The sequence below is a fragment of the Rhodopseudomonas pseudopalustris genome, assembly GCF_900110435.1.
GTDB classification, from domain to species: Bacteria; Pseudomonadota; Alphaproteobacteria; order Rhizobiales; family Xanthobacteraceae; genus Rhodopseudomonas; species Rhodopseudomonas pseudopalustris.
The window spans coordinates 462,741-476,485 of record NZ_FODT01000002.1; the positions used below are offsets into that span (position 1 = coordinate 462,741).

The following is a 13,745-nucleotide window of genomic DNA, read 5'->3' on the forward strand; positions in this document are numbered from 1 at the left end:
AACGGCCAGGCCCTCAGCCTTAAGGGCGCGGATGTATCAGATCGGGTCGCCGATGTCCACATCGGCCGGGGATAAGTTTTTGCGACATTGGTCGGCCGGAATGCGAGGTTTGGCGGAGGGTTCGATCACTGGGGCTCGATCACCGTCACATGGCCCATCTTGCGGCCGGGCAGGGCGGTCCGTTTGCCGTAAAGATGCACCGTGGCGCCCGGGACCGTCAGCCAGCGCGCATAATCGTCGACGTCGTGGCCGATCAGATTGGTCATGGTCACGCGGCCGTGGCGCAGCGGTTCCGCCAGCGGCCAGCCGGCGATCGCCCGGATGTGCTGTTCGAATTGAGACACCGAGGCGCCGTCGAGCGTCCAGTGACCGGAATTGTGCACGCGCGGGGCGATTTCATTGACCAGCACCCTGGCGCCGCCGTCGCCCGGCACCACAAACATCTCGACGCCGAGCACGCCGACATAATTCAGCGCGTCGGCGATCGTTTTGGCGATCCGCCGCGCCTCGTCCGCGACCGCATCGGTCACCGGCGCCGGCACCCGCGACACTTTCAGAATGTGATCGCGGTGCTCGTTTTCGGTGACGTCGTAACACACCACCTGGCCGTCGCTGCCGCGCGCGGCAATCACCGAGACCTCGCGCTCGAAGGGCACGAACGCCTCGAGAATCGCTGCGCGGGTTTCCAGCTTGGCCCAGGCCGCGTCGGGGTCGTCGCCCTCGCGCAGGATGATCTGGCCCTTGCCGTCATAGCCGAACCGGCGCGTTTTCAGCACGGCAGGCAGACCGAGCCTGGCGATCGCGGCACGCAGCGTCTGCGGCGACGTCACGTCGGCATAGGCGGCTGTGCCGATGCCGAGCTTGGTCACGAAGTCCTTCTCGCCGAGCCGGTCCTGCGTGGTCTCCAGGATCCTGTAGTCGGGCAGCACGGGTTTACGCGCCGCCAGCACCAAAGCGGCCGAGGCCGGCACGTTCTCGAATTCGTAAGTGATGACGTCGACGTCGGAGGCGAACATTTCCAGCGCCTCGACATCGGCATATTCGGCGCAGGTCGCGTTCTGCACCACGTCGAACGCCGGCGAATCGGGGTCCGGCGAGAACACATGGCAGCGCAGGCCGAGCCGCGCCGCGGCCATCGCCAGCATCCGGCCGAGCTGGCCGCCGCCGAGAATGCCGATCGTATCGCCGGGTTTGAGCACCAACTGAACGGGGGCCGTCACGCCGCGCCCTCCGGCCGGGCGGCGATCGCATCCGTTTGTCTCTTGCGCCAGGCCGTCAGCCGACCCGCCAGCGCCTCGTCGGTCAACGCCAGCACGCTCGCCGCCAGCAGTGCCGCGTTGATCGCGCCGGCCTTGCCGATCGCCAGCGTGCCGACCGGGATGCCGGCCGGCATCTGCACGATCGAGTACAGCGAATCCACGCCCGACAGCGCCTTCGATTCGACCGGAACGCCGAAGACCGGCAGCTCGGTCAGCGCTGCGGTCATGCCGGGCAAATGCGCAGCGCCACCGGCGCCCGCGATGATGACCTTGAAACCGGCCGCTTTCGCGCCCTTGGCAAAGCCATAGAGCCGGTCGGGGGTGCGGTGGGCGGAGACGATCTGCGCATCATGAGCGATGCCGAGCGCGGTCAGGGTCTCGGCGGCATGCCGCATCGTGTCCCAGTCCGACTGGCTGCCCATGATGATCGCAATGGGGGCTGTCATTCGAATGATTCTTTCGAGAATCCAGAAGCATAGGCGGGGGAATATAGGGCGCGCCGCAGCGTCGGCCAAGGCACCGGGAATGGACTATCCTTTCTTGGTGAAGACCGGCAAGTGTTGTCGTGGTTCTCACGTTGATTCTGATGAAAAAGACGCCCAGCCGACCTTCCGAATCGCACCGCTCCGGCCGCAAAGTTGCGGCTGGCCCCGTCGCCGAGGAGCTGCCGCGGTCCGCTGCAGGAGCAAGCCAGGCGGCCCCGGACGAGGCGCCGGCGCGCGCCGGCGCTGGCGCCGGCAGGCTGCCTTCGGACCCCCAGGCCAAAATCCGGCGGCTGAAGGCCCAGCTCGCCGCTGCGTTGGCGCAGATCGAAGAGCTGCGCGCCTCCGCCGAGACCGACTTCCTGCTCGGCATCTCCAACCGCCGCGGCTTCGAGCGCGAACTCAACCGCGCGCTCGCCTACATCAAGCGCTACGGCGCGGCCGGCGCGCTGATCCTGCTCGACGTCGACCGGTTGAAGCCGGTCAACGACACTTTCGGCCATGCCGCCGGCGATGTCGTGCTGAAGTCGGTGGTCGAGGCGTTGCTCAGCCACGTCCGCGCCTCCGACCTGATCGGCCGGCTCGGCGGCGACGAGTTCGCGTTGCTGCTGTGGAATCTCTCGGAGGCCGACGCCCACATGAAGGCCGCCGCGCTGGAGCAGACGGTCGACCAGCTCGTGATTCGTTTCGGGACGCACACCGTCGCTGCCGGAGTTTCGGCCGGCGTCGCGATGCTGACGGCGGATATGGATGCGGCGGGGGCGCTGGCCTGCGCCGACCGGGCGATGTACGCCCGCAAGGCCGAGCGCCGCGCGGCCGAGGGCAAGCCGGACCCGGTCAGGCGATGATGTCGGGCGTGATCTGATCTTCGATGAAGGAGATGCGATCGCGCAGCGCCAGCTTGCGCTTTTTCAGCCGCTGCAGCCGCAACAGATCGGGCGCCGGCGAATGGTGCAACGCATCGATCGCCGCGTCGAGATCGCGGTGTTCCTGCTGCAATTTCGCGAGCTCGGCATCGAGCTCGCCTTCGTCTTCATCGGTCATGACCAAAGTCGGCTTGAGCCGGGTCGCTGAAGCGCGGCCGGTGGCAGAGAGAATGATAGATCGGTTACAAGCTGAGTATCGCCTTTGCCGAGCTTGCGAGCAAGCGGCGCGCCTTGTTCGTTCGTCGAACGCGACCTTCGACAGTGAATGATTTCGAAGGCGTTAAAAATCCCAGCCGGCTGTTCGGCGTTGCTTGTTCGACTGGTTCGCCGGCTGTCCTGCGCTGCAGCAGGGCGTCAGCAGCAACCGGCATGGTCACGAATCGTTTCACACGATCGGGTTATTATGACGCACGTATTTCAAAATCATCGACAGCCGCAACAAGAGATGTACACTCACTTGTCCGGATGGAATCTAGTCTCACTCACCGAGGAGGTTTCGTATGGCACTTCAGGCGCATCTCGTTGAACTTGAACGTAAACACAAAGTTCTAGAGTCCCAGTTGCACGACGCGCTCGTCCATCCCTCCACCGACGCTCTGCGCATCGCCGAGCTGAAACGCCGCAAGCTTATGGTCCGGGACGAGATCAACCGGCTGCGGCAAGTCTCCAGCACACTCCATTGACATCCCGTTTCGCAGCGCAACAGAGAGCCGCTGACGCCTTCTCGTGAGCAATCGCGCTGAAGGCGCTGCGATGTAGCTGTCATGATCCGGTCTGCGCCACCTGTCCGGGACGCTCACGCGTCGGCGCCAAGACCGGGTTTGCAGCGACGCTGACTTCTGTTGATAGCAACGGTTGATAGTTGATACCGATCGCTGCCAGCGATCGTTGACGATGATCGAAGCCAACGATTGGAATAGCGATCGTTGACAACGTTCGTCGATTGGATCGGTTCGGCGTGACGCAGAGCCGTCAAGAGCCGTCAGCCGTCAAACGCAGAGTCTTCGGACGCAGAGTGTTCCGACTCTGCCGATCCGTCAGCCCTCCGCGTTAGCTTGAATGCTCGAGCCGGTGCGAGAGGTCGGCGACGTGGTCGGCGATCGCCAGTGACGCGGTCAGCCCCGGCGACTCGATGCCGAACAGGTTGATCAGTCCGGCGACGCCGTGTTGATCCGCCCCCTGGATGACGAAGTCCTGCACGGCCACTTCAGGCGGCACGATCTTCGGCCGGATCCCGGAATAACCCGGAGCCAGCGCTCCGTCGGGCAGGCCGGGCCAGTATCTGCGGATCGCCGGATAGAATCGCTCCGCCCGCGCCGGATCGACGACGTAGTCGATCGCATCGATCCATTCGACGTCCGGTCCGAAACGGGCCTGCCCCGCCATATCCAGCGTCAGATGCACGCCGAGCCCGCCGGGTTCGGGCACCGGATAGATCAAGTGCGAGAACGGCGCGCGCGCATTGCAGGTGAAGTAATTGCCCTTGGCGAGATACGCGGACGGCACCAGCACCGCCGGCATCGGCGCGATCGCGCGCGCCACCGCCGACGCCTCCAGCCCCGCGGCGTTGATCAGCAGGCGGCACCCCAACGTCATCGGCGCCTCGCCGCCGACCTCCAGCGCGAAGCCGCCGGCGTCGGCCGTCGCTTGCAGGAGCGGCGCGTGGAAAGCGAACGCGGCGCCGGCCGCCTCGGCGTCGCCGCGCAGCGCCAGCATATAGGAATGACTGTCGATGATCCCGGTCGAGGGCGACAGCAGTGCTGCGACGCAGTTCAGCGCCGGCTCGATCGCCCGCGCCTCGGCGCCGTCGAGCGCGCGCAGATCGTCGACCCGATTGGCCGCCGCATGGGCGCGGATCGACGCCAGTTTCTCGGCCTCCGCGGCCGTGGTGGCGACGATCAGCTTGCCGCAATTGCGGTACGGCACGCCATGGTCGCGGCAAAAGGCGTACAGCGTCTGCTTGCCGGAAACGCACAGCCGCGCCATCAGGCTGCCGGCCCGATAATAGATCCCCGCGTGGATCACCTCGCTGTTGCGCGACGAGGTGCCGGTGCCGATGCCCTCGGCGGCTTCCAGCACGATCACTTCGCGGCCTTCCTGCGCCAGCCGCCGCGCAATCGCGAGACCGACGACGCCGGCTCCGACGACGACGCATTCAACCTGTTCCATCCGCTGACTGTCCTCACTTCGGCTCGTGCTGATAACTCGGTGTTATCGCGGGATTAACCATCACAGGTCAAATGATGAAAATCTGGTCAATGGCCCGAAGATGCATCATCACCGTTTACACGTTTCAAACAGGTCACGAGCGAGACTCAACGAGCAATTGCTGGGTGTTTCATGGTGCTGAGGATTGGGAAGGCGGGCAGCGGGGCAGCGGGGGCTGCGGCTATGGCCGGACTGTTCGCGTCGATCAGCCTCGCGCAAGCTGCGCCCCAATTCGAGCCCGGCAGCCAAGTCGGTGGATTTGAGACCGAGTTGATCTGGGAGCTGCTGATCGGCGGCTTCGTCCTCGCGTCGTTCACCAGCGCCGTCGCGCTGTGGGCGACCGCAATGTTGCGCAAGCAGCGCCGCGCCCAGCGCCGCAAGAACATACTGGTCAACTCGGTGCTGAACAAGCTCCAGCAGGGAGTCGTCATCACCGATGCCAACGGCACTCTGGTGTTCTGCAACGACCGATATCTCGAACTCTACGGTCTTCAGCGTTCAGACGTACCGTGCGGCATCGCCAGCCACGACATGCTGGCCTTGCGCCGCGCCCGCGGCACGCTCGATCTCAGCAACGAGGAATTTTACCGCCACGCCGCGACGCCCGAAGGCTTCATCAGCGAGCTGCCGGACGGCCGCTTCGTGCAGGTGAAGTTCTCGCAGCTTGCCAATGGCGGGATGATCTCGACCCATGACGATTGCACTCAACTGCGGCGGGTGTCGAAGCAACTCGCGACCACCAGCCAGTTCCTGGAGTCGGTGATCGACAACATTCCGGTCTGCGTCGCGGCCAAGAGCATCGATGACGGTCGCTACATCCTCGCCAACCGGGCGTTCGAGAAATTGTCGCGGTTGCCGCGCGAACAAATCATCGGGAAGACTGCAGAGGACCTGTTTCCGCCGCGATCCGCCGCCGTGATTCGTGATTCCGACCGGGTCACGCTGGAATCCGGCAAGAATGGATTCCGCTCCGAACTGTCGATCGAATTCGGCCAGCGCGATGTGGTGCTGGCGACCGATCGCGTGGTCGCCTTCAACGAACGCAACGAGCCGGAATTCATCATCGTGCTGTTCGAGGACGTCACCGAACGTCAGATGCTGGCGCGGGAACTCGACAAGACCCGCAGGTTCCTCGAGCTGGTCGTCGACAACATTCCGGTCGCGGTCACGGTTCAGAATGCCAGCAACGGCGCCTACCTGCTCGCCAATCGCGGAGCCGAGGTCATTCTCAATCGCCGGCGCGAAGATGCGATCGGCCTCACCTCGGGCGAAATCTTCAACGCCAAGGAAGCGCGGCTGATCGAGGAGCGCGACCAGCTCGCGATCCACAAAGGCGGGATGATGGTCGAGGAATATCCCATCAGCACCAAAAACGGCCTTCGGCTGTTCGTGACCCGCCGCATGACGGTGGCCGACGAGGCCGGCAATACCAACTACCTGATCAAGACCCATGCCGACGTCACGGATCGCCGCCAGACCGAGGTGCGCATGGCGCACATGGCCTATCACGACGGACTCACCGACCTGCCGAACCGCACTGCCTTCCTGAAGGCGTTGGCGCAGATGATCGAGGCCTGCGATTGCACCGTGGACCAGTTCGCGGTGTTGTCGGTCGATCTCGACGGGCTCGCGGAAATCAACGATGTCTTTGGCCACGCGGTCGGCGACAAGCTGTTGATCGAGGTCGCGCGCCGGATCGAACGCGCCTCGCGCGGCGGCGTGGTGGCGCGGCTCAGCGGCGACGAATTCGGCCTGATCATCGACGGGCCGCAGCCGCAGGCCGCCCACGCGCTCGCCGAGCGCGTGGCGGAGGCGCTGGCCGACGGCCTCGAGATCGACGGCAAGACGGTGCGGACCGGCGTCACCACCGGAATCGCATTGTTCCCGCGCGATGGAAAGGACGCCGCCTCGCTGCTCGCCAATGCGGGCGCCGCGTTGTTCCGCGCCAAAGCGCGGGCGCGCGGTTCGGTCAGCCTGTTCGCGCCCGAAATGGACATGCAGATTCGCGACCGCAGGGCGCTGCATCAGGATCTGTCGAACGCGATCCGCAACGGCGAGTTGACGTTGCACTACCAGCCGCAGGCGGCGAGCAGCAAAAGCATCGACGAGACCGACGTCGTCGGCTTCGAAGCTCTGGCGCGCTGGCGGCATCCCACGCGCGGCTTCGTGCCGCCCGGCGAGTTCATTCCGCTTGCGGAAGAGAGCGGTCTGATCGTCGAGATCGGCGAATGGATTCTGCGGGAGGCCTGCCGCGAAGCGGCGTCGTGGCCGAAGCCGTTGCAGATCGCCGTCAATCTGTCGCCGGCGCAGTTCCTCAATTCCGATCTGGTCGGCTTCATTCACCAGGTGTTGCTCGAGACCGGGCTGCAGCCGGGCCGCCTCGAGCTGGAAATCACCGAGGGCGTACTGATCGAGGATTTCGAGCGCGGCCTGGCGTTGCTGCGCCGTGTGAAGGCGCTCGGCGTTCGCGTCTCGATGGACGATTTCGGCAGCGGCTACTCGTCGCTGACCTATCTGCAGGCGTTTCCATTCGACAAGATCAAGATCGACCGCGCCTTCATCATGAATCTCGGCCGCAACGCGCAGTCGGCGTCGATCGTCCGCGCGGTGATCGGGCTCGGCCACGGTCTCGGCGTGTCGCTGGTCGCCGAAGGCGTCGAGACCCAGGAGCAGCTCGACTTCCTCGTCGACGAAGGCTGCGACGCGGTGCAGGGCTATCTGATCGGCAGGCCGGCGCCGATCGATCAATTCCCCTGCATGGTAGGGCTCGCGCCGATGCTCGATGAAGTTCCCCGCCTCGCCCTGCAGGTCGGCTGACGCGCGCATCGCGCGTTATGCACAGGGCGAGCGCCGCCGCGCATTCCACTCTCCGCCTGTTGAGCCATTCGCCATCCGCGGCTAGCGTGCGGGTGGGACTGGGATGGTGGAATGATCGAGAACGTTGCAAAGCGCAGCGCACCCGCTGATGCCTCGGGTGCGCCGCTCCTTCAAATCGAAGCGGTCGAGAAGCGATTCGGCGGCTTCGTCGCGGTGAACAGGCTGTCGCTCGATATCCGGGCCGGCGAGTTTTTCGCGCTGCTCGGGCCGAGCGGATGCGGCAAAACCACGCTGCTGCGGATGCTGGCCGGTTTCGAGACGCCCGACAGCGGCCGCATCCTGCTCGACGGGCAGGACATCGCTGCGGTGCTGCCGCATCAGCGCCCGGTCAACATGATGTTCCAGAACTACGCGCTGTTTCCGCATTTGTCGGTCGCCAACAACATCGCCTTCGGCCTGAAGCGCGCCGGTCTGCCGGGCCGCGAGATCAGGGAGCGCGTCGCCGAGATGGTGGCGCTGGTGAAGCTCGAAGGCATGGAGCGGCGAAAGCCCGATCAGCTTTCCGGCGGCCAGCAGCAGCGCGTGGCGCTGGCGCGTGCGCTGGCGCGCCGACCGCGCCTGCTGCTGCTCGACGAGCCGCTGGCGGCGCTCGACAAGAAGCTGCGCGAGAGCACCCAGCTCGAACTGATGGCGCTGCAGAAGCGGCTCGGCATGACGTTCATCATCGTCACGCACGATCAGGACGAAGCCATGACCGTGGCCGATCGCATCGGCGTGATGCAGTCCGGCCGCCTCGCGCAGGTCGCGACGCCGCGGCAGCTCTACGAGACTCCGGCGTCGCGGTGGGTCGCCGAATTCGTCGGCGACGTCAACATGCTCGAAGGCGCGATCGAGGCGCGGGATCACGGCCGTCTCACGGTCGCGACCGAAGGCGCCGGGAGGATCAGCATCGCCGAGCCACGTCAGCCGATCGAGGCGACCTCGGTGTGCATCGCGATCCGGCCGGAGAAGATCAAGCTGTCGCGGCGCGGACCCGCCGCCGACATCGACCACGCCGATGCGATGAACCGGCTCGACGGCGAGGTCGCCGAGGTCGGCTATTATGGCGGGCTGACCAGCTACAAGATCAGACTCGATACCGGCGCGACGCTGCTCGCCAAGATGGCCAACACCACCCGGTTGGATGTCGACGCCTATCGCGCCGGCCAGCACGTCGTGGCGTGGTTTGCGCCCGATGATTGCGTGGCGCTGGACAGATGAGCACGGACCGATGAGCGCACGTCAGATCTTCACGCGGCCCGCCCGCATCGCAGTGATCGCGCCGTATCTGTGGATGGGGCTGTTCTTCCTGGTGCCGTTCGGCTTCGTGATGAAGATCAGCCTGTCGCAGAGCGCGATCGCGCTGCCGCCCTACACGCCGGTGTTCGATCTCGCCGCCGGATGGGACGCGCTGGCGGCGGCGTTCGCCGAGCTGTCGCTCGACAATTTCCGCCTGCTGATCTCCGACAATCTCTATGTGCTGTCCTATCTGCGCAGCCTCACCGTCGCCGCGGTGTCGACCGCGATCCTGCTGGTGATCGGCTATCCGGTCGCTTACGCAATGGCGCGGCTGCCGCGAGGGTGGCAGCCTCTGGCGATGATGCTGGTGATCGTGCCGTTCTGGACCTCGTTCCTGATCCGGGTCTACGCCTGGATCAACATTCTGCAGCACGACGGGCTGCTCAACAAAGTGCTGCTGTGGCTGCATCTGGTCTCGGCGCCCGTGGTGTGGCTGTCGACCGACACCGCGATGTATCTCGGCATCGTCTATTCCTATCTGCCGTTCATGGTGCTGCCGTTGTATGCGACGTTGGCAAAGCTGCCGCACGCGCTCGGCGAGGCCGCGGCCGATCTCGGTTGCTCGCCGCGCCAGGCGTTCTGGCTGGTGACGTTTCCGCTGTCGTTGCCGGGCATCGGCGCCGGCGTGTTGCTGTGCTTCATCCCGATCGTCGGCGAATTCGTGATCCCGGATCTGCTGGCCGGCTCCGGCTCGCAAATGATCGGGCAGACGCTGTGGCTGGAGTTCTTCACCAACCGCGACTGGCCGGTGGCGTCGGCGATCGCGTTGATCCTGCTCGCCGTGCTGCTGTTGCCGCTGACGATCTACGAGCGGGTGCAGCTTCGCCAGCTCGAAGGAGGGCGGTGATGGCAGCGCGCGTCGCCCGCTTCTCCAACTTCAATCTGGTGTCGTTGACGCTCGGGCTGGCGTTTCTGTATCTGCCGATCGTGATCCTGGTGGTGTACTCGTTCAACGACTCCCGCCTGGTCACGGTGTGGGGCGGCTGGTCGCTGCGCTGGTACAGGGAATTCTTCCAGGACGACGCGATGCTGGCCGCATCCTGGATGAGCCTGCGGGTGGCGCTGGCCTCGGCGACCGCGGCCGCAGTGCTCGGCACGCTGGCGGCGGTGGCGTTGTCGCGCGCCGGTTCGTTCCGCGGCCGCACGCTGTTCTCCGGGATGCTGTATGCGCCGCTGGTGATGCCGGAAGTGATCACCGGGCTGTCATTGCTGCTGTTGTTCGTGGCGCTGAACGCCGAGCGCGGGTTCTGGACGGTGGCGATCGCCCACACCACGCTGACGATGTGTTTCGTCGCAGTGGTGGTGCAATCGCGGCTCGGCTCGCTCGATCGCAGCGTCGAGGAGGCGGCGATGGATCTCGGCTGCGGCCCGGTCGAGGCGTTCTTCCAGGCCACCCTGCCGCTGATCTGGCCGGCGATCGCGGCGGGCTGGATGCTGGCCTTCGCGCTGTCGCTGGACGATCTGGTGATCGCGAGCTTCACCACCGGGCCGGGCTCGGCGACGCTGCCGATCCGGATCTATTCGGAAGTGCGCCTCGGCGTGAAGCCGGAAATCAACGCGATCTGCACGCTGATCATCGCGGTGGTGACGATCGCGATCGTGATCGCCTCGCTGGCCTCGAAGCTGTCACGCGGACGGGCCGACAGCGCCGCGCCGATGTGAGGCGAGCCGCTTTCGCCAATGTGCACAACGTCATCCTGAGGTGCGCGGTCTTGCGCGCCTCGAAGGATGGGCGACAGGCACGCGCCTCGGTCATCCTTCGAGGCTCGCCGAAGGCGGCGAGCACCTCAGGATGACGCTTTGCACAAGCGGCTATCTGCGTGAACCGATCAGTTCGCCTTCGGCGCAGCGTCCGGCTCGGGAGCGCCCGGCGCGGCTGGCGTTTCCACCGCCGCATCGGGCTCCGCCTTGCGGCCGCCACCGGTGATGCGTTCCAGCACCGAACGCACGGCGTCGCGGGTCTTGCGGTCCTTCACGGCGTCGAGCAGCGGAGCGGAGGCAGGCGAGCGGCGGATCAGGCTTTCCGGATCGGGGAAGATCAGCGGGTCGTCCCACGGACCCTCGACGATAAAGGGCAGGTCGAAGCCCGGCGCCCCGCCCGAGGCCTTGGCGAGGCTGGCGACGCCCTTGAGGTTGTATTCGCGGGTCGGGACAGAGGCGGTCCCGGTCATCGACACCCGCGCGGTCGGGCCGTCGATCCGCACGTCATCGGCGGTGGCGACGCCGTCGCTGAACCGCACAGCGACATTGAGCGTGTCGAACGGCGTCTTGCCATTGCGGAAATTACCGCCGCCGGAGAGCGGCCGGCGCTCCAGCCGCTTCAGCAACTGCTCGACGTTGAAACCGGTGATCGCGCCGTCATGGCCGGTCAGCAGCGCCGAGCCGTCGAGCGACTGCGCCAGTCCGAACGGGCTGGAGCCCGAGGCCTCCAGCGCGATGCTGAGATTGCCCCGGCCCGAGAGATTGCGCACGCCGAGCAGGTCGGCGGCGCAGGCTTCGAGGTCGACGTCGTTGAACTGGAACTGGGTCTTGATGTTGGCGATGTTCTGGCTACGGGCGACGCCGAGCGTGCCGCGGACGATGCCGCCATAGACCTGTGCCTCGCCGACGCTCAGCGCCAACGTGCCGCCGCGAAGATTGGCGCTGAGAGCGGTGCGCCCCAGCGTCGAGGAGCCGAAGACGACCTTGGCGGCGGACAGACGCACGTCGAGGTCGAGCGGATTGGCGGCGCCGAGATCGAACAGCTGCCGGTTCCAGTCGCGCGCGCCGGTGGTCAGCAGCTTGATCGTCGACAGATACGGCGTGACGTCGATCGTGCCGGCGGCGAGCGTCGCCTGCAGGCCCTGATGGCCGCTGGCGATGGTGTAGGTCATCACCCCTTCGGCGACGTTCTTGTCGAGTTCGATATTGACGTTGGTCAGCGCGATCGACGGTCCGACGAGATTGGCGCGCGCTTTCATCGCGAAGCGGCCGAATCCGCCGGCGCCGGGCGGCTCCTGTCCGGCCCAGCGCAGCGCGTTGCGCAGCGAGGCGCTGTCGGCGGTCAGGGTGCCTTCCAGCACGAGGCTGGATCGGTTGGCGATCGCGCCGTCGAACGCGATCTTCATCGGCGCGCCGGCGAGCCGCAGCTTGAGGCTGGAGCGGTCGCCCGCGAGAGCTTGGATGAAATCGCCGACGCTGATGCTGCCGTCGATCCGCTCGCCGCGCCAGTCAAACTGGCCGGCGGCTGCGAAAGTGCGGGAGATCGATGGCCACGCCAGCGACAGGTCGATGTCGCCGATGTTCTCGAGCGTATGGTTGGCGTCGTCTTGGTAATTGAGGACGCCGTCCTGCAAACGGATCTCGGAGAACGACACCTGTTCGTCGAGCCCCGGCTTCATCGTCCGGGTCAGGCTTTTGATGAACGGCGTCCAGTTGCTGCCGCCGTCGGCATCGCGAATGACGCGGATGGTCGGCTGAAACAGCACGACGTCGGCAATCTCGAAGCGGCGCAGCAGCAAAGGCAGCAGCCGCAGAGTGGCGGTGAGGGTATCGACGCTGAGCGCGGTATCGCCGCCGCCGTCCTCGCTGCTTTTCAGGCGCACCGCCTTGAAGGTGACGTAGCTGCGCGGAAAGATCGCAACCTCGATGGGGCCATCGATCGCCAGTTCGAGCCCGGTGGCGGCGCGCAGTTGCGACTCCACCGCCTGCCGCATCGCACCGCGATCGATCAGCAGCGAAAGCGTCAACGCGGAGATCACGGCAACGGCAATGAGCGCCGCCACCGATATCCCGAGGCGCTTGATTCCTTGGGCCATCGCCAATGATTATCCAGATCGAATGTGGGAGTGGACGTGCAGGGCCCGCCGGCCCCTGTTTGGCGGCAACTTGATCGGTTTTCTTGTCTCTTTCAAGGCCCTCCGGGGCGGCGCGGCGGGTGCAATTGACGGCCCTCTGGGTTTTTGCCTAATAAACCCATTCGCAGCCAGTCCCCCCTCACCAGGTCCCTGCATATGAACAAGGTTTACCCCGACGCCGAAACGGCACTCGCCGGAATCCTGCGGGACGGCATGATGATCATGTCCGGAGGTTTCGGGCTCTGCGGCATCGCCGAGACGCTGTCGGACGCGTTGCGCGAGTCCGGCGTCAAGGACCTCACCGTTGTCTCGAACAATGCCGGCGTCGATGGCATCGGCCTCAGCCGGTTGCTCGAAACGCGGCAGATCAAGAAGATGATCTCATCCTATGTCGGTGAGAACAAGCTGTTCGCGCAGCAGTTCCTGGCCGGCGAGCTCGAGCTTGAATTCGCCCCGCAGGGCACCCTGGCCGAGCGCATCCGCGCCGGCGGCGCCGGCATTCCGGCGTTCTTCACCAAGACCGGCGTCGGCACGCTGGTCGCGGAAGGCAAGGAAGTGCGCGAGTTCGACGGCGAGAAGTACGTGATGGAGCGCGGCCTGTTCGCCGATCTCGCGATCGTCCACGCCTGGAAGGGCGATACCGCGGGCAACCTCGTGTACCGGAAGACCGCGCGAAACTTCAATCCGATGATGGCGACCGCGGCGAAGATCACCATCGCCGAGGTCGAGCACCTGGTCCCGGCCGGCGAGATCGATCCCGATCACATCCACACCCCGGGCATCTTCGTCCAGCGCATCATCGACGTCGGCACCGGCAAGAAGCGCATCGAGCAGCGCACCACCCGCAAGCGCCCCGAAGCCGCGGCAACCTGAGGAGAC

12 protein-coding genes are annotated in these 13,745 nt (G+C 65.7%); 7 read left to right on the forward strand and 5 right to left on the reverse strand.

The window, feature by feature from the left end; all coding sequences use genetic code 11:
* Window positions 1-125: 125 nt before the first annotated feature.
* Window positions 126-1,220: a 5-(carboxyamino)imidazole ribonucleotide synthase gene (locus BMY71_RS05550; protein WP_092682267.1), complete on the reverse strand. Its 1,095-nt coding sequence runs from the start codon at window positions 1,218-1,220 to the stop codon at window positions 126-128.
* Window positions 1,217-1,705, reverse strand: coding sequence for a 5-(carboxyamino)imidazole ribonucleotide mutase (gene purE, locus BMY71_RS05555; RefSeq protein WP_092682269.1), 489 nt, complete (start codon window positions 1,703-1,705; stop codon window positions 1,217-1,219). Before purE ends, BMY71_RS05550 begins: the two co-directional genes overlap by 4 nt.
* Window positions 1,706-1,845: 140 nt before the next feature.
* Between purE and BMY71_RS05560 the strand changes: the two genes are divergently transcribed.
* Window positions 1,846-2,589 carry a GGDEF domain-containing protein gene (locus tag BMY71_RS05560; protein WP_011501846.1) on the forward strand — a complete coding sequence of 248 codons (744 nt, stop codon included), beginning with the start codon at window positions 1,846-1,848 and terminating at the stop codon, window positions 2,587-2,589.
* Here BMY71_RS05560 and BMY71_RS05565 read toward each other — a convergent pair.
* Window positions 2,579-2,785, reverse strand: coding sequence for a YdcH family protein (locus BMY71_RS05565; protein ID WP_011501847.1), 207 nt, complete (start codon window positions 2,783-2,785; stop codon window positions 2,579-2,581). The two genes, BMY71_RS05560 and BMY71_RS05565, sit on opposite strands and share 11 nt — an antisense overlap.
* Before the next feature lie 382 nt (window positions 2,786-3,167).
* Here BMY71_RS05565 and BMY71_RS05570 point away from each other — a divergent pair, with 382 nt between their 5' ends.
* Entirely contained in the window at window positions 3,168-3,350 is a 183-nt protein-coding gene (locus tag BMY71_RS05570; RefSeq protein ID WP_011501848.1) for a YdcH family protein, read from the forward strand.
* Window positions 3,351-3,717: 367 nt separating this feature from the next.
* Here the strand turns inward: BMY71_RS05570 and BMY71_RS05575 are convergent, their stop codons facing one another.
* A complete protein-coding gene (locus tag BMY71_RS05575) occupies window positions 3,718-4,836 on the reverse strand; it encodes an NAD(P)/FAD-dependent oxidoreductase (protein ID WP_092682270.1) in 1,119 nt (372 codons plus the stop codon).
* 222 nt (window positions 4,837-5,058) lie between these two features.
* Between BMY71_RS05575 and BMY71_RS05580 the strand changes: the two genes are divergently transcribed.
* From BMY71_RS05580 to BMY71_RS05595, 4 genes are all read left to right on the forward strand, one after another.
* Complete coding sequence (locus tag BMY71_RS05580) at window positions 5,059-7,692, forward strand: sensor domain-containing protein (protein ID WP_430715313.1); 2,634 nt, start codon at window positions 5,059-5,061, stop codon at window positions 7,690-7,692.
* A 111-nt stretch (window positions 7,693-7,803) separates the two neighbouring features.
* A complete protein-coding gene (locus BMY71_RS05585; RefSeq protein WP_092682274.1) occupies window positions 7,804-8,952 on the forward strand; it encodes an ABC transporter ATP-binding protein in 1,149 nt (382 codons plus the stop codon).
* A 10-nt stretch (window positions 8,953-8,962) separates the two neighbouring features.
* The gene (locus BMY71_RS05590; protein WP_011501852.1) at window positions 8,963-9,877 is read left to right on the forward strand and encodes an ABC transporter permease; all 915 of its coding nucleotides are present in this window, start codon (window positions 8,963-8,965) and stop codon (window positions 9,875-9,877) included.
* Window positions 9,877-10,692 (forward strand): ABC transporter permease, encoded by an 816-nt coding sequence (locus BMY71_RS05595; RefSeq protein ID WP_092682276.1) that lies wholly within the window; start codon window positions 9,877-9,879, stop codon window positions 10,690-10,692. The genes BMY71_RS05590 and BMY71_RS05595 overlap by 1 nt, the downstream gene beginning before the upstream one ends.
* Window positions 10,693-10,859: 167 nt before the next feature.
* Here BMY71_RS05595 and BMY71_RS05600 read toward each other — a convergent pair whose 3' ends face one another.
* On the reverse strand, window positions 10,860-12,827 hold the full coding sequence (locus BMY71_RS05600; protein WP_092682278.1) for an AsmA family protein: 1,968 nt from the start codon (window positions 12,825-12,827) through the stop codon (window positions 10,860-10,862).
* A gap of 195 nt (window positions 12,828-13,022) precedes the next feature.
* Between BMY71_RS05600 and BMY71_RS05605 the strand changes: the two genes are divergently transcribed.
* Window positions 13,023-13,739, forward strand: a complete 717-nt coding sequence (locus tag BMY71_RS05605) for a CoA transferase subunit A (RefSeq protein ID WP_011501855.1) — start codon at window positions 13,023-13,025, stop codon at window positions 13,737-13,739.
* The last annotated feature ends 6 nt before the right edge of the window (window positions 13,740-13,745 follow it).